The sequence below is a fragment of the Ottowia sp. genome (assembly GCF_047601385.1).
GTDB lineage: Bacteria > Pseudomonadota > Gammaproteobacteria > Burkholderiales > Burkholderiaceae_C > Ottowia.
The window spans coordinates 852,615-872,849 of sequence record NZ_JASGJP010000001.1; the positions used below are offsets into that span (position 1 = coordinate 852,615).

A 20,235-nucleotide genomic window follows, 5' to 3' on the forward strand; every position below is an offset into this window, starting at 1 on the left:
CGCCCATCAAGCGCCAGCAGCTACTCTTTTGGTAGCACATGCCGAGCCGGCGCCGCTCGCCCCCATCCACGCGCCCCCGCCTGACCCCGGCCGCTGAACCACCCGTTCAGCAGCCCGCCGAAGCGCGCGCACCGCGCGCTGAAGGCCCGCAGTCAGTCGCACCCGGCAATTCCATCCGTTTCAACGCGCCGTCCGAGGCATCTCCGGGCGTCCTCCGGGCCGCCATTGACTGCTTTTGACAAAGAGGAAGACGCATCATGAAACGGATGCTGATCAACGCCACGCAGGCCGAAGAGCGCCGCCTGGCGATCGTGGACGGACAGAAACTGCTCGATTACGAGATCGAGATCGAAGGGCGCGAGCAGCGCAAGGGCAACATCTACAAGGCCGTGGTGACGCGCGTGGAGCCGTCGCTGGAAGCCTGCTTCGTCGACTACGGCGAAGAGCGCCACGGCTTCCTGCCGTTCAAGGAAATCTCGCGCCAGTACTTCGCCGAGGGCGTCTCGGTCAGCCAGGCGCGCATCAACGACGTCATCAAGGAAGGCCAGTCGCTGCTGGTGCAGGTCGAGAAGGAAGAGCGCGGCAACAAGGGCGCCGCGCTCACCACCTTCGTCAGCCTGGCCGGCCGCTACGTGGTGCTGATGCCCAACAACCCGCGCGGCGGCGGCGTCAGCCGGCGCATCGAGGGCGACGACCGCGCCGAGCTGAAGGAGGCGATGGACCAGCTCGAATACCCCAAGGGCGCCAGCATCATCGCGCGCACCGCCGGCATCGGCCGCACCGCGCCTGAATTGCAGTGGGACCTGAACTACCTGCTGAAGCTGTGGGACGCCATCGACGGCGCCGCCAAGGCCGGCAAGGGCGCCTTCCTGATCTACCAGGAAAGCAACCTGGTGATCCGCGCCATCCGCGACTACTTCAACGCCGACATCGGCGACATCCTGATCGACACCGACGACATCTTCGAGCAGGCCCACCAGTTCATGAGCCACGTGATGCCCGAGCAGGCGCATCGCGTCAAGCGCTACCGCGACAACGCGCCGCTGTTCAGCCGCTTCCAGATCGAGCACCAGATCGAGTCGGCCTACAGCCGCACCGTCACCCTGCCCTCCGGCGGCGCCATCGTCATCGACCACACCGAGGCGCTGGTGTCCATCGACGTCAACTCCGCGCGCGCCATCAAGGGCGGCGACATCGAGGAGACCGCCACCCGCACCAACCTGGAAGCCGCCGACGAAGTGGCGCGCCAGATGCGCCTGCGCGACCTGGGCGGCCTGGTGGTGATCGACTTCATCGACATGGAGGAGAGCAAGAACCGCCGCGAGGTCGAGAACCGCCTGCGCGACGCGCTGCGCCAGGACCGCGCGCGCGTGCAGTTCGGCACCATCAGCAAGTTCGGCCTGCTGGAGATGAGCCGCCAGCGCCTGAAGCCCGCCCTCTCCGAAGGCGCCTCCATCCCCTGCCCGCGCTGCGGCGGCTCCGGCCACGTGCGCGACACCGAATCGTCGGCGCTGCAGATCCTGCGCATCATTCAAGAAGAATCGATGAAGGACAACACCGCCGCCGTCAACGTGCAGGTGCCGGTGGAAGTGGCCAGCTTCCTGCTGAACGAGAAGCGCCCCGAGATCGCCAAGATCGAGCTCAAGCAGCGCGTCAACGTCACCCTGGTGCCCAACAAGACGCTGGAAACACCCCACTACAAGCTGGAGCGCCTGAAGCACGACGACCCGCGCCTGGACGACCTCGACTCCAGCTACAAGCTGGCCGAGGAGTTCGAAGACCCCACCACCGTCACCCGCCGCAGCCAGGAGCCGACCAACCGCCAGCAGCCCGTCATCAAGGGCGTGCTGCGCGACACCCCGGCGCCGCAGCCCGAGGCGCGGCCCGAGGTGGCGGAACCCGCGCCCACGCCCGCCGCGCCCGCGCCCAGCGCGCCCGCCAGCTTCACCCCTGCGGCCACACCGGCGACCGGCGGCCTGATGGGCTGGCTGAAGGGCCTGTTCGGCGCCGCGCCGCCGCCCGCGCCGGTGCCCGCGCCCGCCGCGCAGCCCGCCACCGAGGAGAAGAAGGAAGCCCGCGGCGGGCGCGATGGCGAACGCCGCGGCAACCGTGGCGGACGCAGCGGCCGGGGTGGCCGTGGCGAGGGCCGTGGCGAGGGTCGTGGTGAAGGTCGTGGTGAGGGCCGCGCCGAAGGCCAGGGCAGCAGCCGCGACGGCCAGCCGCGCGACGCTGGTCCGCGCGACGCCAACCGCCGCAACGGTGAACGCGGTGAACGCAACGGCCCGCAGCGCGAGCGCCGGGAAGCCCCCGTGGCCGAACAAGCGGCGAACGTGGCTGACGCCATCGCGGCCGAACCCGGCAGCGACGCCGCCAATGCGCGCCCACCACGCGGCGAGCGCGGCGAAGGCCGCCGGGGCCGTGGCGAAGGCCGCCGCGAGCGCGGCGAGCGCCCGGCCGAGCCGCGCGATGAAGCGGCCCTGCCCCAGGACGGCGCCGCACCCAGCGCAACCGAAGCGCCTGCCGAAATCGCCGCCAGCGAAGAGCGCCGCGAGCGCCGCCCGCGCGAGCGTGGCGGCCGCGAACGCCGTGAGCGCGGCGGCGAGCGCCAGGGCGAAGCGCGCGAGCCGCACACCAGCGCCGAACCGGTGGAATCGCACGCCGACGCCAGCGACGGCAGCGCCCCGCGCTCGTACTTCGCGCGCCGCATCGATGCCGATGCGCCCGCGGCACCCGTGGACATGACGAATGAGGCATCAAATATGCCCGCAGCGCCCGTCCATCAAGCGCCAGAAGCTACAAATCATGTAGCAGTTGGCACGCCGGTCCAGCCCACGGCAGCGCCGATCGCGGCCGCGCCCGCCGGCCTGCCCAAGGTCGCGCCCTTCAGCCTGCCAGCGGACGAACTGGCACGCATCGCCGACGCCGCCGGCCTGAACTGGGTGAACTCCGACGCCGACAAGGTGGCCGCCGTGCAGGCCGCCATCGCCGCCGAGCCCCAGCCCATCCGCGTGCCGCGCGAGCGCCCACCGGTGGTCGAACTGGACGACGGCCCGCTGGTGCTGGTCGAGACGCGCCAGGACCTGCGCGAAGTGACACTGCCCTTCGAGCAGGCGCAGCGCTGACCTCCGCGCCGCTGCGGCATACAGGGCCGGACGGGTGACCGTCCGGCCTTTTTCATTTCGCCATGACTCCAGTGCCGCATCTCGCTGGACTGCGCCGAAACCTGATACAGCAGATTTATCAATCACTTAGGGACGCTCTTCACGAACGGCTTCGTGCCGTGCTTATGTCTGTTGTGGCTGGTTTCAGCCGCAGTAGGGCGAGCATGATCTGCGGTCCATCACTGCGAGCGCTCGATGTGCCTCGTATCGGGTCTTTTGCAGGCCGTTGCCCTCGACCACGTCATTGACGTTGCCGGCCGTGCCGCGCACCGTGCGCACCAGGCCCGAGTGGGCATCCGCCCCGATGTGTGCCTTCATCCCGAAGTGCCACTGGTTGCCCTTCTTGCTCCGGTGCATCCCGGGGTCTCGAACTGCGTCTTTGTTCTTGGTCGAGTTGGGCGCGGCGATGAGCGTGGCGTCCACCACCATGCCGGCCTTAAGCAGCAGCCCTTGAGCGGTGAGCAGTTCGTTGACACTGGCCAGGAGTTGCTGGGCCAGCCCGTGGCTCTCCAGCAGCCGGCGAAAGCGCAGGATGCTCGAATCGCTGGGCAGAGCTTCTTCCATGGCCGGGGCCGACAGGTTGAACCACTGCTGCATAAAGTGCACGCGCAGCAGCACTTCAACGCCAAAGGCTGCTGGCCGCATAGTCCGGCCTCGGGCGCATACGGTTCGATCAGCGCCACCAGATCAGACCACGGCACCACCCGGTCCGTCGCATCAAGAAACTCGCGCTTGCGCTTGCGCGTGCACCCGGTCGAGTTGGCAAGGCCCAGATTTGTTTGCTTCATGACCGCCTGGGCAGCAAGCGCCGCGCCAACACGGTCAGCACGCCGTAGATGCATTCGTGAAGAGCGTCCCTAACAGCCCAGGCCGCAAACAGCGTGGTCGTGCCATGGTGAATGCAGTCGTGCGTGACGCCCTGGACGCAGCCCCGTGATTTCCCTAGTCCCTTTCTTTGCCCGACGCACTAACATATTTACTTAACATGTTAAGCAATCGGAGGGGGCTCTCGCACGCGCTCATAGAGAGGATGAATCACCTGCTCCCAGCCTCTACGCACGGCGACTACCCGGGCGGAGGCACACCCCTCGGCCCTGCCAGGGTGTTCGGTCACATCGCCGAACGACACGCTTCGACAACCATAAATTCCTGAACTGGAGACAAATGTGAACACACTCAAGTACCGGCGCCTTGCACTCGCCGTATGGATTGCAACTGCCGCTTCGTTTTCGCTCTTGCCGCTTGCCGCGCAAGCGCAAGCCTGGCCGGCCAAGTCCATTCGCCTGGTTGCGCCACAGCTGCCAGGCGGTGCCGTCGATACGCTGGCCCGCATCGTGGCGCAAAAGCTCAGCGAACGGCTGGGGCAGCCGGTTGTCGTGGACAACCGGCCCGGCGCAAACGGCGTCATCGGCACCGGAGAAGTTGCACGCCTTCCTGCCGATGGATACACGCTCTTGATGGCCAGTGACGGCTCGCACGCCATCAATCCGGCGCTGTACAAATCGCTCACGTACGACTCCGTCAAGGACTTCGCGCCGATTGCGATCGTCGGCCGCGTGCCAGCCGTTCTCGTAACCGGAGCGAAGTCGCCATTCAACTCCGTCGACGACGTGGTCGCCGCATCGAAAAAAGGCACCATCACCTACGCCTCGGCGGGGAACGGCTCCACCAACCACTTGATGGCAACCATGGTGCAGTCGCGCACGGGCGCAGACTTCACGCACGTTCCGTACAAGGGGGCCGCGCCCGCCCTGTTGGACGTCGTCGGAGGTCGGATCGAGATCATGTGGGCAAGCATCTCCGCCGTCGCTCCGTTCGTGAAGAGCGGGCAAGTGAAGGCGCTCGCCGTGTCGAGCGGCAAGCGGTCCCCTGCGCTGCCCAATGTGCCGGCACTCGGCGAAAGCAAGCTCTTTCCCGGCTTCGATGCTACCCCGTGGTACGGTTTGCTGGCCCCTGCGGGTACACCTCTGGAAATCGTCAACAGGCTCAACAGCGAGGTTTCAGCCATCCTGGACCTTCCCGACGTCCGCAAGCAGCTTGAAACCTCAGGAGCCTATGTGGACAAGGTCACGCCGGAAGAATTTGCCAAGGTGGTGCGGGATGACCTGGCACGCTGGGCAAAGGTCGTGAAGGAATCTGGCGCCGTAGTCGAATGAGCCTTCCCGAGAAAAACGAATACGACTACATCGTGGTCGGCGCCGGCTCTGCCGGCTGCGCTGTCGCCGCACGCCTGGCGGAGTCAGGCGAACATTCGGTGCTCCTGGTTGAAGCGGGTCCGCGGGACACCAGTCCCTGGATCCATATACCGCTCGGCTATGGAAAGCTCTTCAACAACCCACGGTTCAACTGGATGCTGGAGTCCGAACCGGAGCCGTTCCTGAACGGCCGGCGCACGTTTCAGCCGAGAGGGAAAGTCCTTGGCGGCACGGGTTCGATCAACGGCATGCTGTACATCCGAGGGCAGCGCGAGGACTACGACGCTTGGTCGCAATCCGGTGCCGAGGGATGGTCGTATGCGGATGTCTTGCCGTGGTTCAAAAAATCCGAAGACCAAAGCCGCGGGGCAGACGCCTACCACGGCACCGGCGGGCCGATACGCGTATCCGACCAGCCCCAGAGACATGAGTTGGCCGATGCATTCATTGAAGCCGCGGCGCAACGCGGCCATCCGCGCCGGGAAGATTTCAACGGCGAGCAGCAGGAGGGCGCCGGCTACTTCCAGCTGACGACGCGCAATGGCATGCGCTGCAGCAGCGCCGCCGGTTTCCTGCGCGGCAAGCTCGGGCATTCGAGGCTGGAAGTTGCCGTTGGGGTCAAAGTCACACGGCTGCTGCTTGAAGGCCAATCTGCCGTTGGCGTTTGCCTTCGGAACCACGCCAGGACTTCGAATGTCATGGCGCGCCGCGAAACCATCGTCTGCGCCGGCACTTTCCACAGCCCACAACTGCTTCAGGCTTCAGGCATCGGACCCGCGTCGCTGCTCGAAAAACACGGGATCGGAGTCGTCCTCGACCTTCCTGGGGTGGGGCAAAACCTCCATGACCACTTCCGCACCAACAGCGTCTACGTCTGCAACCAGCCGATCACGCACAACGACACGATGCGTGGCCCCCTCCGAAAGGCCAAAGCGGCCATTCAGTACGCGCTGACCCGAAGGGGGCCGTTGGCAACAGGCCTCTATGCGGGCGGATTTTTCCGATCATCGACCGATCTCGAGCGCCCCGATCTCCAGATCACCATGTGGACGTCCAGCCTCAAACGCCGCGACGCACGCTGCGTCGAGTTGCACGACTTTTCCGGCTTCACGATGAATGCCATCGTTCTTCGGCCGAAAAGCCGCGGGTCGGTGTCGATTGCGTCCGCAGACATCGACGCGCCGCCCATCATTCAGTTCAATTACGCGCATCATGAAGATGACGTCCGTTTGGCGACCCAGGGCGTGAAATTGCTCCGCTCGCTATCGACCGCCCCCGCCCTCGCCCAATTGATCGAACGCGAACACACGCCAGGACCATCGGTTCAAACAGATGCCCAGATCGAGGCCTATGTCCGCGCCAACAGCGGCTCCACCTTTCATGCCGTCGGCACGTGTCGCATGGGCACCGACAGGAACGCGGTGGTGGACGGCAGGCTGCGCGTACGCGGCATTGCGCGGCTGCGCGTCGTGGATGCTTCCGTGTTCCCCACGATTCCGTCCGGCAACACCCATGCGCCGACGATGATGGTGGCGGAGCGAGCCTCACAAATGATTCTCAAGGAGACCCATTCATGAAATCACCCCATGAACTACTCGTGCTCGTGCAGTTCCGATCCGGCACTCAGCCATCGAGCGGCTGGGAAGAGTATCTGGGGAACCTCAAGCGCCTGCCCGGTGCTGTCCGTCTCGTCGAAAACGTCGCGACCGGGGAAGACGTGCCGATGCCGATGCCGCTTGGCCCTCTCGTCTTCGACCGCCTGGTACAGGTTGTCTTCCCGAGCCGGGATGCGCTGCTGGCCGCGCTCCAGCATGACAGCCTGCTCACGCCTGCGTCTTCTTTGGAGGCGGGCCTCAAGTATGCAATCGCGCTTGCGGCCCATCGCAGAGAGGTGATCGTGAAGGACCCGACCATCACGCCGCCCCTCAAACGCATGTCGCTCCTCTTCCCTGATCCCACCAAGACACGCGGAGAGTTCCAGGCCTGGTGGACGGATGTGCACGGACCCAAGGTCGCCAAGCTCGATGCGATGCTGGGTGTCGCGCAGCTTCATGTCATCGCAGAAAGATGCATGTACCTGGCGGAAAACTCGCCGGACATCCGGTTTCCCGACGGGGTGACCGAGCTCTACCTCCAGAGCATCGAGTCCATGTTGGCCACACTCCAGCCGCAGGGCACCGGAATCACGGGACAGGCGGCGCAAATGATCCACCAGCTTAGTCCGCACATCGTGCGCGAAGAGGTGGTGCGACTTCCAGCCGATATGTGATGACACGCTGAGTCTTCGCAATGTCATCCTGCAACTTGTGCAGTTCCACCAAGGTGAAAGTTTGAGTACAAGGCTCCCGCTCGTAACAGCGACATCGGGACGACACATTACACAAATGATTCTCAAGGAGACCCATTCATGAAATCACCCCATGAACTACTCGTGCTCGTGCAGTTCCGATCCGGCACTCAGCCATCGAGCGGCTGGGAAGAGTATCTGGGGAACCTCAAGCGCCTGCCCGGCGCTGTCCGTCTCGTCGAAAACGTCGCGACCGGGGAAGACGTGCCGATGCCGATGCCGCTTGGCCCCCTCGTCTTCGACCGCCTGGTACAGGTTGTCTTCCCGAGCCGGGATGCGCTGCTGGCCGCACTCCAGCATGACAGCCTGCTCACGCCTGCGCCTTCTCTGGAAACTGGCCTCCAATATGCCATCGCACTTGCGACACACCGCAAGGATCTGATAGCGAAGGACGCGGCCATCACGCCGCCTCTCAAACGCATGTCACTCCAATTCCCGGATCCCGCCAAGACGCGCGGAGAGTTCCAGACCTGGTGGACGGATGTGCACGGACCCAAGGTCGCCAAGCTCGATGCGCTGTTGGGTTACTCGCAGATTCATGTCATCGCAGAAAGATGCATGTACCTGGCGGAAAACTCGCCGGACATCCGGTTTCCCGACGGGGTGACCGAGCTCTACCTCCAGAGCATCGAGTCCATGCTGGCCACATTCCAGCCGCAGGGCACCGGGATCACGGGACAGGCGGCACAAATGATCCACCAGCTCAGTCCGCGCATCGTGCGCGAAGAGGTGGTGCAACTTCCAGCCGATGCGTGATGACGCAGGCAAGAGTTTGGTGCCCCGTCTCTTGCCCTTCGGCCGCATCTTCATGTCTGACTGGTTCAAATGAAAAAAAACTCAACTCTGCCCGGGCTGCGCGGCGCCGACCACATCGGGATTACCGTTCCTGATCTGGAAGAAGCCACGAGATTCTTTGTCGATGTTTTAGGTTTTGAACCTTATTTCGATAAAGGACCATTCAGTTCATCGGGAACATGGATGCAGGATGAACTTGATGTGCATCCTCGCGCCGTCATGCGGAAGCTGAGGTTGTTCCGGTGCGGTCATGGCTCGAATATCGAAGTGTTTGAGTACGAGGCTCCAGGTCAACGAACAACCCCTCCCCGCAACAGCGACATCGGTGGGCATCACATTGCATTGTTCGTAGATGACATTGATGCAGCTGTCGAGCATCTGCGATCCCATAACGTAAGAGTCCTCGGTGAGCCCAAACGTGTTCCGCCATCCGACCCTAACGGTGGGATGCGGTGGGTGTATTTCAAGAGTCCCTGGGGCATGCAGTTCGAATTGGTTAGCTATGCCAAGGATGAAAAACCATATGAAAGACATCTGACGCGAAAACTATGGAACCCCTGCCATCCGGCAGATTGACGCTGAATTGAGAGGTCCTGACCAAGAAAGAAGTTACTCGCCGCACTCACGTTAAGAGCCTTGGCGGATGGAAGCCCATGCAGCGAGAAGAGCGCAAATGATGCGGCCTTCTGCAGTATCGACGGATACCGCGCACGCCTCGGTTCGCCACCCATGATTCCGGAACATCACGATAAATACCAGGAGACACTGATGAAGAAGGTCGAATGCCAGGAGACACCGATGAGGGTCAATCGCCGCCGCCTGCTCATTGCCGCAGCGGGTGCATCCGCGTGTGCGTACGCGCAGCCCGCCCTGGCGAGCTATCCCAGCCGTCCGATCAAGCTGGTTGTGCCGTATCCGGCCGGCGGACCAAACGACATCACCGCGCGCCTGATCGCGGAAGGGTTGCGCCGCATGCTGGGACAGCCGGGGATCGTTATCAACCAGCCCGGCGGCGCGGCAACCATAGGCACGCGCACCGTGGCCACGGCCGATCCCGACGGCTACACGTTGCTGTTGGGCAGCAACCAGACACACGGCGCAAACCCGCTGCTGATGAAGAACCCAGGCTACGATGCCTTTCGGGACTTCGTGCCGATCATCGGCATCGCCCGGCTGCAGCACATGCTGGTGGTCCGCAAAGGGCACGCCGCGCGCGACCTGCGCGAGCTGATCGCGCTGGGGCGCCAGGGACGCTTGACCTACGGCTCCTCCGGCAACGGCTCCGGTTCCCATCTGGCCGCCGAGTTGTTCAAGAAGACGACCGGCATCGTCAACGCGGTACACGTACCCTACCGCGGCTCGGCCCAGGTGCTGCCCGATATGCTCGGCGGACGGCTGGACTTCTGGTTCGCGACGCTGCCCGGCGTGCTCAGCCACATCCGAGACGGCAGTCTCGAAGCGTACGCGGTCGCGTCTCATGCACGTTCGCCGGGGCTGCCCCACATCCCGACGCTGGCAGAACAGGGAGTGACGGACTGCGAGGCCGACGCCTGGTCGGGACTGTTCGCGCCGGCGAAGGTCGCGCCCAAGATCGTCCAGCAGCTGGTCGAGACCACGACCGCGACCTTCAAGGATCCGGCGGGCAAGGCACGAATGATCGAGTCGGGGTTCTTGCCGGAGCTGATGCCGCCCGATGCGTTCGCACGCTTCATGCACGACGAGATGGCCCGCTGGGCGGAAGTCATCCGCACCGCCAACATCACCGTGGAGTGAGCTCGTCGGGTCGCCGCCGGCGCGGCATGCCTGCATGAAGCGAACCGGCGGCGACCCGACCAACCCGTCGCGCGTCTACGCTTCGTGGGACGCGTCGCTGAAGCTCTCCGAGCTCTGGCAGCAGATGGCCGGGCTGGGGACGCTCGTGCCGCTCAGGCCCGGCTGCGTATTGTTCCACCAGGGTGCGCACGCACCGTGCTTCTATCGGGTGCGCAGCGGCTTCGTCGACGCATCGGTGGTACGGCGCAACGGCAAGACGCTACTGCTCGAGATCTTCGGACCCGGCGCGATGTTCGGCGAGGGGGCGGCCTTCACCGGCCTGCCGCACACGACCACCGTCACGGCGGTCTCGTACGTGGAGCTGATCCGCTATGAGCCCGAGGAAATCCGCGCCGTCGCGCATCTGCGCCCCGACCTGGCAATCTCGCTGATCGAACTGCTCGGCGTCAAGAACCGCGTGCTAGTCAACAAGCTCACCCGCTTCGCGTCCGGCGACCCTGAGGAACGGCTGGTCGAGCTGCTCGCGCGCATCGCGGCGTCGCAGCGGCACGTGCCGGGCAGCACCACGACGGTGTCGCTGACCCACGAACAGCTCGGCGAGATGGCCGGCCTCAGCCGCGTGACGGTGACTCGCAAGCTGAAGCTGCTCGCCTGCAAGGGGCTGGTCTCCACGCATCCGTCGCACGTCGAGATCATCGACCACGAGGGCCTGATCCGGCTGCTCGGCAGCAAGTAGTCCGCGCACCGGGGTGAGTACACGCGCGATTCCGACGCGTCGAGTATCTGCGGATACCGCGCCACGCGTGCTGCGCTGCTATCCTCGAACAAACTGGTGGCCACTGCGGGAGACGCGATGAATCGGACAGACATGAATTTCGACCTAGAGGGCCGCGTCGCGATCGTGACCGGAGCGGGGCAAGGCAACGGCGCGGCGATCGCCCGCGGCCTCGCCCGGTTCGGCGCGCGGGTCGTCGTCGCCGACATCGATGCCGAGAAGGCCGCCGCGACCGCGCGTGACATCTCAGCCAGCGGCGCCTCTGCCTGGCCGCTGGCGCTGGATGTTCGCGACGCTGCAGCCTGCCGCGACGCGGCGCACCGGGTCGACGAGATCGCCGGGCCTGCCAGCATCGTCGTCAACAACGCCGGCATCCGGCCCTACCATGCGTTCGACGCCGACGACCGCGACCGTCTGTGGCGCGACGCGATGGACGTGAACGTCGAAGGCGTGCGCAACATGAGCCTCGCGTTCCTGCCAGCGCTGCGGGCGACGCGCGGCACGATCATCAACATCACGTCGACGGCGGCGAGCTTCGCGTCGCCGCGCTCGATCGCGTACTCCACCTCGAAATCGGCCGCGCAGATGCTCACCCGCGTGCTCGCGGTCGAACTGGCCGAGCACGGCATCCGCGTCAACGCGATCGCACCCGGCGTGATCGAGACGGCGATGACCGTGCGGTCGCGGCAGGATCCGGTCCGGCGCGAGCAGTTGCTCGCGCGCATCCCGATGAAGCGCTTCGGACAGCCGGAAGAACTCGTCGGACCGGTCGTCCTGCTCGCTTCTCCAATGGCGAGCTTCATGACTGGGTCCGTCATCACGGTGGACGGAGGATTCCTGACCAGTTGAGTTGGGTGTCGAGCCGCCTCGAGCCAGATGCCCCTCCCCCATCCCACCCCGTCCCACACTGCACAACCCACAATCCACGAACGGGAGGCAGCCATGAACCAGAGGCGCCAGCTCATCCAGGAAACAGCCGCGGGCACGCTGCTGGACATTCCCGGCCAGCATCCCGCCACCGCGCTGCTGGAAATGGCGATGCCCGGCGTGCGGCGGCGGCAGGCGGGCTTCGTCTACGACCGCACGCACCGGCAGGTGATGCCGCCGGCCGATCTGCCAGTAGACGGTGTCACCCAACTCTGGCTCGACGACTACACCGCGCTGCGTGCCGCGCTCGTCTCGCAAGCATTCGCACGACGCCGAGAAGCGCTGGCCGCCGTCGATGGGTTTTCGGCAGCCCCGGGCTTGTCACTGGCCGCCATGGGCTTTCCGGCCGGATGGGAAGGCCATCCACTTTGGCGATAGCGGCCGATCCCGCTTGCCTTGGCTTGCCCCGGCAATGGTCATCGCCGGGCCGCCCCAAGATGAAAAAGTCCCCTCGGGGAGCAGCGGACCACGCGCAGCGGGGAAGCGTGGGGGGGGCATGGCAATGGCCCTCAGAACGACTTGAGCCACACCACCGTGCCGATCCCCGCCAGCGTCATCAGCAGCGAGCCGCAGACGTGGATGGCGATGGCCCCGCCGGCCCAGGCGTACTGGCCTCGGTGCAGCAACTCGACCACCTCGGCGGAGAACGTGGAGAAAGTGGACAGCCCGCCGCAGAAGCCCGTGATGACCAACAGCCGCCATTCCGGCGACATGCTGGGCGCCTGGGCGAAGAAAGCCACGGCCACACCGACGATGTAGCCGGCGATCAGGTTGGCCGCCAGCGTACCGAGCGGGAGGGCGGACAGCAAGCCGTTGAGCCTGAGGCCCAAACCCCAGCGCAAAAGCCCGCCGAGCACGGAGCCCGTGGCAATCGCGAGAATTGGTTTCCACACGGTGCATATCCTTGGTCGGCCGTCAGATGATAGGGGACGACCCGCGCGCCCGCATGGCTTGTCCTGCGTCATCACCGGGGCGCTGGTTCTGCGTTAAGCTGCCCCGTGCGGCAGCCGCAAGGGCTTCGCCCCATAGCCACCGGCTAAAAATAGATTAGGCAAAATGAATTGAAAATTCAATAGTTCAAATCTATAATTCATCTCATCGAATCCGTTTCATCAACCTAGGAGAACACACATGTCCCTGATCAACACCAAGGTTCAGCCCTTCAAGACCCAGGCCTTCCACAACGGCAAGTTCGAGGAAGTGACCGAGAAGAACCTGTCCAACGGCAAGACCTGGTCCGTGGTGATCTTCATGCCCGCCGCCTTCACCTTCAACTGCCCGACCGAGATCGAGGACGCGGCCGACAACTACGCCGACTTCCAGAAGGCCAATGCCGAGGTCTTCATCGTCACCACCGACACGCACTTCTCGCACAAGGTGTGGCACGAGACGTCCGACGCCGTCGGCAAGGCCAAGTTCTTCCTGGTGGGCGACCCCACGCACCAGCTGACCCACGCCTTCGGTGTGCACATCCCCGAAGAGGGCCTGGCCCTGCGCGGCACCTTCGTGATCGACCCCAGCGGCACCATCAAGACGATGGAAGTGCACTCCAACGAGATCGCTCGCGACGTGAAGGAAACCGTGCGCAAGCTCAAGGCCGCCCAGTACACCGCCGCCCACCCCGGCGAGGTCTGCCCCGCCAAGTGGAAGGAAGGCGAGAAGACGCTCAAGCCCTCCATCGACCTGGTCGGCAAAATCTAAGCCGCCGCCCTCCCAAGCGATCCCCGGCCGGACGCCGACAGGGCTGACCACAGCCCTGCCGTCCGGCTTTTTTATGAACAAAATCAGGCTCCAGCGCCCGCCAGTCAAGCGCCGGCAGCTATTGAAACAGGAGTAACCGCCATGTTGGACGACGACATCAAGCAGCAACTCGCCGCCTACCTCGAGCGCGTGAAAGAGCCGTTCGAGATGGTGGCTTCGCTGGACGACGGCGACAGCGCGCGCGAGATGCGCGAGTTGCTGAACGAGATCGTGGCCGCGCGCCCCGACAAGATCACGCTGCGCGCGGACGGCAACGACGCGCGCAAGCCCTCCTTCACCCTGGCGCGCCCCGGCGGCGGCACGCAGCTGCGCTTTGCCGCCATCCCGATGGGGCACGAGTTCACCTCGCTCATCCTGGCCCTGCTGTGGACCGGCGGCCACCCGCCCAAGGTGGAGGCCGACACACTGGCGCAGATCGCCGCGCTGGACGCCGACCTCGACTTCGAGGTCTACATGAGCCTGTCGTGCCACAACTGCCCGGACGTGGTGCAGGCGCTCTCGCTCATGGCCGTCTACAACCCGCGCATCAAGGTCACGGTGATCGACGGCGGCCTGTTCCAGAAGGAAATCGAAGAGCGCGAGATCATGGGCGTGCCCACCGTGTACCTGAACGGCGCGTTCTTCGCCAACGGGCGCATGAGCGTGGAGGAAATCCTCCAGAAGGTGGACACCGGCGCCGCCAAGCGCGACGCCGAGAAGCTGAGCGCCAAGGCGCCGTTCGACGTGCTGATCGTCGGCGGCGGCCCGGCCGGCGCGGCGGCGGCCATCTACGCCGCGCGCAAGGGCATCCGCACCGGCGTGGTGGCCGAGCGCTTCGGCGGCCAGGTCAACGACACCATGGAGATCGCCAACTACCCCGGCGTACCCGAGACCGACGGCCCGCACTACGCCGCCGCGCTGGAGCAGCACGTGCGCAACTACGAGGTGGACATCATGAACACCCAGCGCGTGGCCCAGCTGGTGCCGGCCGAGCAGCCGGGCGGCTACGTCACGGTGAAGCTGGACAACGGCGGGCAGCTCAGGAGCCGCACCGTCATCCTCGCCACCGGCGCGCGCTGGCGCAACGTCAACGTGCCCGGCGAGCAGGAATACAAGACCAAGGGCGTGGCCTACTGCCCGCACTGCGACGGCCCGCTGTTCAAAGGCAAGGACGTGGCGGTGATCGGCGGCGGCAACTCCGGCGTCGAGGCGGCGATCGACCTGGCCGGCGTGGTGAACCACGTGGACGTGATCGAGTTCATGCCCGAGCTGAAGGCCGACGGCGTGCTGGTGAAGAAGCTGCACAGCCTGCCCAACGTGGCGGTGCACACCAACAAGCAGACCACCGAGATCCACGGCGAGGACGGCAAGGTCAGCGCCATCGAATTTAAGTGCCGCGAGAGCGGCGAGGCCACGAGGCTCCCGCTGGCCGGCGTGTTCGTGCAGATCGGCCTGGTGCCCAACACCGAATGGCTGGGCGACACGGTGGAGCGCACGCGCTTCGGCGAGATCGTGGTGGACGCGCGCGGCGCCACCGACGTGCCGGGCGTGTTCGCCGCCGGCGACTGCACCACCGTGCCCTACAAGCAGATCGTGGTGGCGGCGGGCAGCGGCTCGACGGCCGCGCTGTCGGCCTTCGACTACCTGATCCGCACGCCGGCGCCGGCCGATGCCGACGCGGCGCAGCCGGAAGCCGTCGCCGCCTGACCGGCACCCCGCCGGCGCACAAAGAAAAAGCCCGCCGGCCGGCGGGCTTTTTCATGGCTCAAGCTGTCAGGCCGGTTGCGGCACCACCCCGGCGGGGGTCCGCTTGCGCGCCACCGCCACCATGATGATGGCCGCCAGGATGTACAGCGAGATGATGAAGAGCAAACTGTACTTGGCTTCGCCGGTCGTGGTCAGGATCCAGGTGCTGATGGACGGCGAGATCGCCGGGCCCAGGTTGCCCAGCGAGCTGATCAGCGCGATGCCGCCAGCCGCCGTTTCCTTGGACAGGTACTCGCTGACGAAGGCGAAGAACAGCGGCGTGGCAGCCGAGGTGCCCACGGTCGCGAGCGAGTACAACGCCAGCGACGGGCCCAGGCTCGGCGCCAGCATGGCGATCAGGCCCAGGCCGGCGACGATGCAGCTGATGGCGAACGCGAAGTGCCAGCGCCGGTCGTTCAGGCGGTCGGAGCTGCGCCCGATCAGCACCATGCCGATGATGCCGCAGACGCTGGCCACGGCCTTCAGCATGCCGATCTGGAACACGTCGGCCACGCCCCAGCTGCGAATCAGCGTCGGCGCCCAGAACAGCAGGGCATACACGGCGGCGCTCATCAGGAAGTAGGTCAACGCCAGGATGAACACCTTCGGGTCCTTCAGCAGCGTTCTCATGGCGCCGTGGCCGTGGCCGCCGGTGGAGGTCTTCTCGCCCTCCACGCGGTCGATGAGGATCTTCTTCTCCTCAGCCGTGAGCCACTTGGCCTCTGCCGGAGAGTCCACCAGCATGAAGAAGACCAGCACCGCGATGATCAGGCAGGGCACGCCGTTGGCGATGAACATCCACTGCCAGCCGTGGTAGCCGAGGAAGCCCTCGCCGTACTTCATCAGGGCGCCGTTCAGCGGGCCGACGAGGACGCCGGCCAGCGCGGTGGCGGTCATGAAGATGGCGATGGCCCGGCCGCGCCGCGCCGTCGGGTACCAGAAGGTGAAGTAGAGGATCACGCCGGGGAAGAAGCCGGCCTCGAACGCGCCCAGCAGGAAGCGCAGCACGTAGAACTGCCAGGGCGCGTTGACCCAGGCCATCGCCGTGGCGCAGGCCCCCCAGCAGATCATGATGCGCAGGATGGTCTTGCGCGCGCCGATCTTCTCGAGCGCCAGATTGCTGGGCACCTCGAACAGGAAGTAGCCGACGAAGAACAGGCCCGCGCCGAGCGCGAACACGGCGTCGCTCAGGTGCAGGTCGGTCTTCATCTGCAACTGCGCGAAGCCGATGTTCACGCGGTCGATGAAGGCGAAAACATAGGCCACCAGCAGCAGGGGCAGGATGTGCCAGTTGACCTTGGAATAAATCTTCTTCTCGGCCTCGGTCTCGATGAGCGGGCCGCCCTTGGGGGCGTGTGCGACTGCCATGAATGTCTCCTGTATTTATTTGCGGCGAATGCGGGTACTGGTACTGTCCGGGGAAGCGCGCCGATCGGGGGTCTTCTCCAGGGGCCGGGGGAAAAAGCCCTTACTTCTTCGGCGGGTAGTCGTAGAAGCCCTGGCCGCTCTTCACGCCCAGCTTGCCCTCGGCGATCATCTTCTTGAGCAGCGTGCGCGGCGCCTCCGGCAAGCCGGGAATCTCGTGCGCGTAATGCTCCTCGATGGAGAGCACCACGTCCAGGCCCACGTTGTCCATGGCGCGGCAGGGGCCGACGCGCGTGCCCATGGCCTGGCGGAAGATGGCGTCGATCACCTGCGGCTTGGCCACGCCCTGCGCGATCACGCAGAGGGCCTCGCGCTTGATGGCGGCCCAGATGCGGTTGTAGATGAAGCCCATGCTCTCGGCTTCCACGATGTAGGGCGTGAGGCCGTAGCCGGGCAGCAGCTTGGCGATCAGCTCGATCACGGCCGGGTCGGTCTTGCCGCAGGACATCAGTTCCACCGGCGTCGCCTGCGGCGGCATCAGGTAGTGCATGTTGAGCAGGCGCGCCGGGTTCTTCACGCTGTCCGAGAAGGCGCTGGTGGGGTAGGACGAGGAGTTGCTGGCCAGGATGGCGTCGGGGTCGGACAACTCGTCGATCTGCTTGAAGATGCTCTTCTTCAGCTCCAGCTTCTCGGGCACGGCCTCGACCACGTGCCAGGCGCCCTTGAGCGCGGCACCCAGGTCGTCGAAGCCCACGATGGTGCCGGCCTTGCCGTCGGGGATGGTTTCCAGCAGCTTGGGCAGTTGCTCCTGCGCGTAGGCGACGCCCGCCTCGCGCACTTCGGCATTGGGGTCGTACAGGCGCACTTCGGCGCCGCGCGTGGCCATCATCAGCGCGATGCGGCGGCCCAGGGTGCCGGCGCCCAGGATGGCGATGGGACGGGTGTCGATGTTTTGGGGCAGTTGGAAGGTCATGGTTCTGTCTCCGCGTTCTTTCGCTTGTTGTTTCGCCGTTCAGGCCCGCAGGTAGGCCATGCCCACCAGACGGCCCTTGGTTTTGTAGATGACCTTGCCCTCGCCCGGGTTGTCCAGGTCCACCACGCGCACGGCGCCGGCCAGCAGCTCGGTGACGAAGGCGCGGCGGCCCGGCAGATCCAGCGCCAGGCCGATGGCCTCCTCCAGGTTCGACAGCAGAATCTCGTGGTCCACCAGCTTGCCGCCCCGCATCTTGGCGCGGTTGAGCGTGTTGCCCTTGGGTGGGTCGCCGCGGTCGGTCCAGTAGAGCGAGTCGGTGGATTCGTCCCACTCCATGTCGATGGGCTCGGGCAGATCGTTCAGCAGGATCTCGATGTCGGTGCGCGCGGCGGGATCGGTTCCGGCGGGCAGTTGCAGCGGCGCGCGGGCGATGCGGCCCTCGTTGCCGTTGGGCTTGCCCTTGAGCGTCCAGTACAGCCAGCCGCCCTTGGCGTCCACCGCCACGCCGACGCAGTGGTTGCGCGCGTCGAGCCGGTCGTCGCCGCTGCCGGTGCGCACCTCGGTGCGCAAATCGGACCCGTCGGGGCGGCAGCTCAGCACGGCCATGCCCTCGCGGTCGCTCCAGTACAGGCGCTGCATCGCGTCGTTGAACACCAGTTGCTTGCCGGTGACGAAGCTGCCCACGGGCACCACCACCTGGCGGTCGGAACCGTCGTAGTTGCAGCGCTCGATGTGGCCTTCGCGCTCCCAGAAGTCCTCGCCGTCGCGCGTGAAGCCCATGAAGGAGTAGAAGATGTGGCGGCCCCCGTGGTCCACGGTGATGCCGTCGGGCATGGATTCGAGGCCTTCCACCAGCATTTGCGGGTCGCTGCCGTCGGTGCCCATGGACAGGATGCGCGACTTCAGGCCCAGGCTGAGGACGATCAGACGATCGGAGGGGTTGCTCACTTTGTTGTCTCCTGTGTTGGTATCCGTAGGAATGGCGGCCAGCCTGCGAGGCTACCGGATTGTGGCCCCGGCTGACAGGGAAATGCGGTCAGATCGCAGGGGAAATTCGGCCAGGCGAGGATGGTCCCAGCTGGCGAGTCATGCACCACTTACTATCATTTAAATAGCTGTCACCGCATGGCCCACAAGCGCTGGAGGCCGATTTTAATCAGAAAACCTCAACCCAGCGCCGCCTGCTTCCATGCCTCGGCCGCGGCTGGCTCGTCGCCGCGCTGCTCGGCCAGGTCGGCCAGCGCCTGCCAGGCGTGGCGGCGCAGGCCGTCGTCGGGCAGCGCGCGCACGGCCTGGGTCAGCAGCAGTTGCGCCCTGCCCCACAGGCCGCGGTGCAGGCAGGCCATGCCGGCCATGTATTGCAGGATGGCGCTGCGCGGGTTGGCCTGGTGGGCGGCTTCGACGCGGGCCAGCCATTCGTGGTCGGCCGAGGCGGCCATGCCGGCTTCGAGCACGCGGGCCAGCCGCACGCGCTCGGCATCGTCGAAGGCGTCGGGCACGGCCAGCATCTGCTCCCACACGGGCCGCAGCCACTGGCGCACCACGGCGTGGTCGCCGCCCAGGGCCAGCATGCGCTGGGCCGCGCGCAGGGCCAGCTCGGGCATGGCGCGCTCGGCCGCGTCGAGCCCGGCCCAGACCTGCTGCAACTGCACCGGGTCGTGCGCGCCCTGGATCAGGTCGGCCGCCAGCCCGCGCACCAGGCTGCGCGCGGCCTCGGGCGAGAAGGCGCGGTGCTTGGCCAGCAGGCGCGCGGTTTCCATCGCCTCGGCCAAACGGCCGGCCTGGCGCGCGGCCTTGAGCTGGATGCGCAGCGCGGCGGTGCGGCGGCGCGCGCCGGTGGGCAGCTCTTCCAGCCGCGCCAGGGCGCCGGCCGGGTCGCGGTCGTTCAGCGCCCAGCGGGCGGCGCGCAGCAGCACGCCTTCGCGCAGCTCGGGCGCGGCGCCGCCGGCTGAGGCGGCGGCCAGCGCCAGGTCGAGGTGCTGGTCGCGCGTGGCCTGGTCTTGCAGCGCGTGGGCGCTTTCGGCCACGGTCAGGTGCGAGAGCACGCGCAGGCCGCCGGCGTGCGGCGGCGATTCGCCGCTTTCGGCCAGCGCCTGCTCGCGCGCCAGCGCGGCCTCGGCGGCCTTGCGCGCGCGCAGGTAGCGCCCGGCGGTGTGCTGCGCGGTGGCGTCGATCAGCAGCGCGTGAGTGGCGCGCTCGCGCTGCTGGGTGCGCCAGCGCCGCGCCTGGCGCGGCAGCTCCAGCAGCGCGCCGAAGGCCCGCAGCGCCAGGTACAGCAGGGTGAAGGCCAGCCCCAGCAGCAGCAGCGCCAGGTTGGCCGACAGGTCGATGCGGTGCGGCGGCCAGAAGACGGTGACGGTGCCTTCGTTGTCGCCGGCGAACAGCGCCAGCGCCACCGCGACGGCGAACAGGCCGACCAGCCACAGCGCGGCGCGCAT

At 66.2% G+C, this 20,235-nt stretch carries 17 protein-coding genes and 1 pseudogene; 12 read left to right on the forward strand and 6 right to left on the reverse strand.

Features of this window, described 5'->3' with window-relative positions; genetic code table 11:
• Positions 1–257 precede the first annotated feature (257 nt).
• Positions 258–3,122, forward strand: a complete 2,865-nt coding sequence (locus QM772_RS04170) for an Rne/Rng family ribonuclease (protein WP_415134197.1) — start codon at positions 258–260, stop codon at positions 3,120–3,122.
• A gap of 258 nt (positions 3,123–3,380) precedes the next feature.
• On the opposite strand, the pseudogene QM772_RS04175 reads toward QM772_RS04170, so the two are convergent.
• Positions 3,381–3,949: pseudogene (locus QM772_RS04175) on the reverse strand (IS5 family transposase); the annotation flags it as partial.
• Positions 3,950–4,327: 378 nt separating this feature from the next.
• On the opposite strand from QM772_RS04175, the gene QM772_RS04180 reads away from it, so the two are divergent.
• The 9 genes from QM772_RS04180 to QM772_RS04220 all read left to right on the forward strand — a co-directional run bounded on the left by QM772_RS04180 (position 4,328) and on the right by QM772_RS04220 (position 12,351).
• Positions 4,328–5,317 carry a Bug family tripartite tricarboxylate transporter substrate binding protein gene (locus tag QM772_RS04180; protein ID WP_415134198.1) on the forward strand — a complete coding sequence of 330 codons (990 nt, stop codon included), beginning with the start codon at positions 4,328–4,330 and terminating at the stop codon, positions 5,315–5,317.
• Positions 5,314–6,933, forward strand: a complete 1,620-nt coding sequence (locus QM772_RS04185; protein ID WP_415134199.1) for a GMC family oxidoreductase — start codon at positions 5,314–5,316, stop codon at positions 6,931–6,933. Before QM772_RS04180 ends, QM772_RS04185 begins: the two co-directional genes overlap by 4 nt.
• Positions 6,930–7,625 carry an EthD domain-containing protein gene (locus tag QM772_RS04190; protein WP_415134200.1) on the forward strand — a complete coding sequence of 232 codons (696 nt, stop codon included), beginning with the start codon at positions 6,930–6,932 and terminating at the stop codon, positions 7,623–7,625. Before QM772_RS04185 ends, QM772_RS04190 begins: the two co-directional genes overlap by 4 nt.
• Positions 7,626–7,763: 138 nt before the next feature.
• Complete coding sequence (locus QM772_RS04195; protein WP_415134201.1) at positions 7,764–8,459, forward strand: EthD domain-containing protein; 696 nt, start codon at positions 7,764–7,766, stop codon at positions 8,457–8,459.
• A 69-nt stretch (positions 8,460–8,528) separates the two neighbouring features.
• Positions 8,529–9,074 carry a VOC family protein gene (locus QM772_RS04200; protein ID WP_415134202.1) on the forward strand — a complete coding sequence of 182 codons (546 nt, stop codon included), beginning with the start codon at positions 8,529–8,531 and terminating at the stop codon, positions 9,072–9,074.
• A 192-nt stretch (positions 9,075–9,266) separates the two neighbouring features.
• Positions 9,267–10,271 (forward strand): Bug family tripartite tricarboxylate transporter substrate binding protein, encoded by a 1,005-nt coding sequence (locus QM772_RS04205; RefSeq protein WP_415134203.1) that lies wholly within the window; start codon positions 9,267–9,269, stop codon positions 10,269–10,271.
• A 34-nt stretch (positions 10,272–10,305) separates the two neighbouring features.
• Entirely contained in the window at positions 10,306–11,007 is a 702-nt protein-coding gene (locus tag QM772_RS04210) for a Crp/Fnr family transcriptional regulator (protein ID WP_415134204.1), read from the forward strand.
• Positions 11,008–11,139: 132 nt separating this feature from the next.
• On the forward strand, positions 11,140–11,895 hold the full coding sequence (locus tag QM772_RS04215) for an SDR family NAD(P)-dependent oxidoreductase (RefSeq protein WP_415134205.1): 756 nt from the start codon (positions 11,140–11,142) through the stop codon (positions 11,893–11,895).
• Between the two features lie 93 nt (positions 11,896–11,988).
• Positions 11,989–12,351, forward strand: coding sequence for a hypothetical protein (locus tag QM772_RS04220; RefSeq protein WP_415134206.1), 363 nt, complete (start codon positions 11,989–11,991; stop codon positions 12,349–12,351).
• A 131-nt stretch (positions 12,352–12,482) separates the two neighbouring features.
• Here the strand turns inward: QM772_RS04220 and crcB are convergent, their stop codons facing one another.
• Positions 12,483–12,866, reverse strand: a complete 384-nt coding sequence (crcB, locus tag QM772_RS04225) for a fluoride efflux transporter CrcB (RefSeq protein WP_415134207.1) — start codon at positions 12,864–12,866, stop codon at positions 12,483–12,485.
• A 238-nt stretch (positions 12,867–13,104) separates the two neighbouring features.
• Between crcB and ahpC the strand changes: the two genes are divergently transcribed.
• Both ahpC and ahpF read left to right on the forward strand, forming a co-directional pair.
• Complete coding sequence (gene ahpC, locus QM772_RS04230; protein WP_415134208.1) at positions 13,105–13,674, forward strand: alkyl hydroperoxide reductase subunit C; 570 nt, start codon at positions 13,105–13,107, stop codon at positions 13,672–13,674.
• 141 nt (positions 13,675–13,815) lie between these two features.
• Positions 13,816–15,420 (forward strand): alkyl hydroperoxide reductase subunit F, encoded by a 1,605-nt coding sequence (ahpF, locus tag QM772_RS04235; RefSeq protein ID WP_415134209.1) that lies wholly within the window; start codon positions 13,816–13,818, stop codon positions 15,418–15,420.
• Positions 15,421–15,486: 66 nt separating this feature from the next.
• Here the strand turns inward: ahpF and QM772_RS04240 are convergent, their stop codons facing one another.
• From QM772_RS04240 to QM772_RS04255, 4 genes are all read right to left on the reverse strand, one after another.
• A complete protein-coding gene (locus QM772_RS04240) occupies positions 15,487–16,827 on the reverse strand; it encodes an MFS transporter (RefSeq protein WP_415134210.1) in 1,341 nt (446 codons plus the stop codon).
• Between the two features lie 100 nt (positions 16,828–16,927).
• Positions 16,928–17,797, reverse strand: coding sequence for a 3-hydroxyacyl-CoA dehydrogenase family protein (locus QM772_RS04245; protein WP_415134211.1), 870 nt, complete (start codon positions 17,795–17,797; stop codon positions 16,928–16,930).
• A gap of 39 nt (positions 17,798–17,836) precedes the next feature.
• A complete protein-coding gene (locus QM772_RS04250; RefSeq protein ID WP_415134212.1) occupies positions 17,837–18,745 on the reverse strand; it encodes a 3-hydroxyacyl-CoA dehydrogenase in 909 nt (302 codons plus the stop codon).
• A 218-nt stretch (positions 18,746–18,963) separates the two neighbouring features.
• Entirely contained in the window at positions 18,964–20,235 is a 1,272-nt protein-coding gene (locus tag QM772_RS04255) for a heme biosynthesis protein HemY (RefSeq protein WP_415134213.1), read from the reverse strand.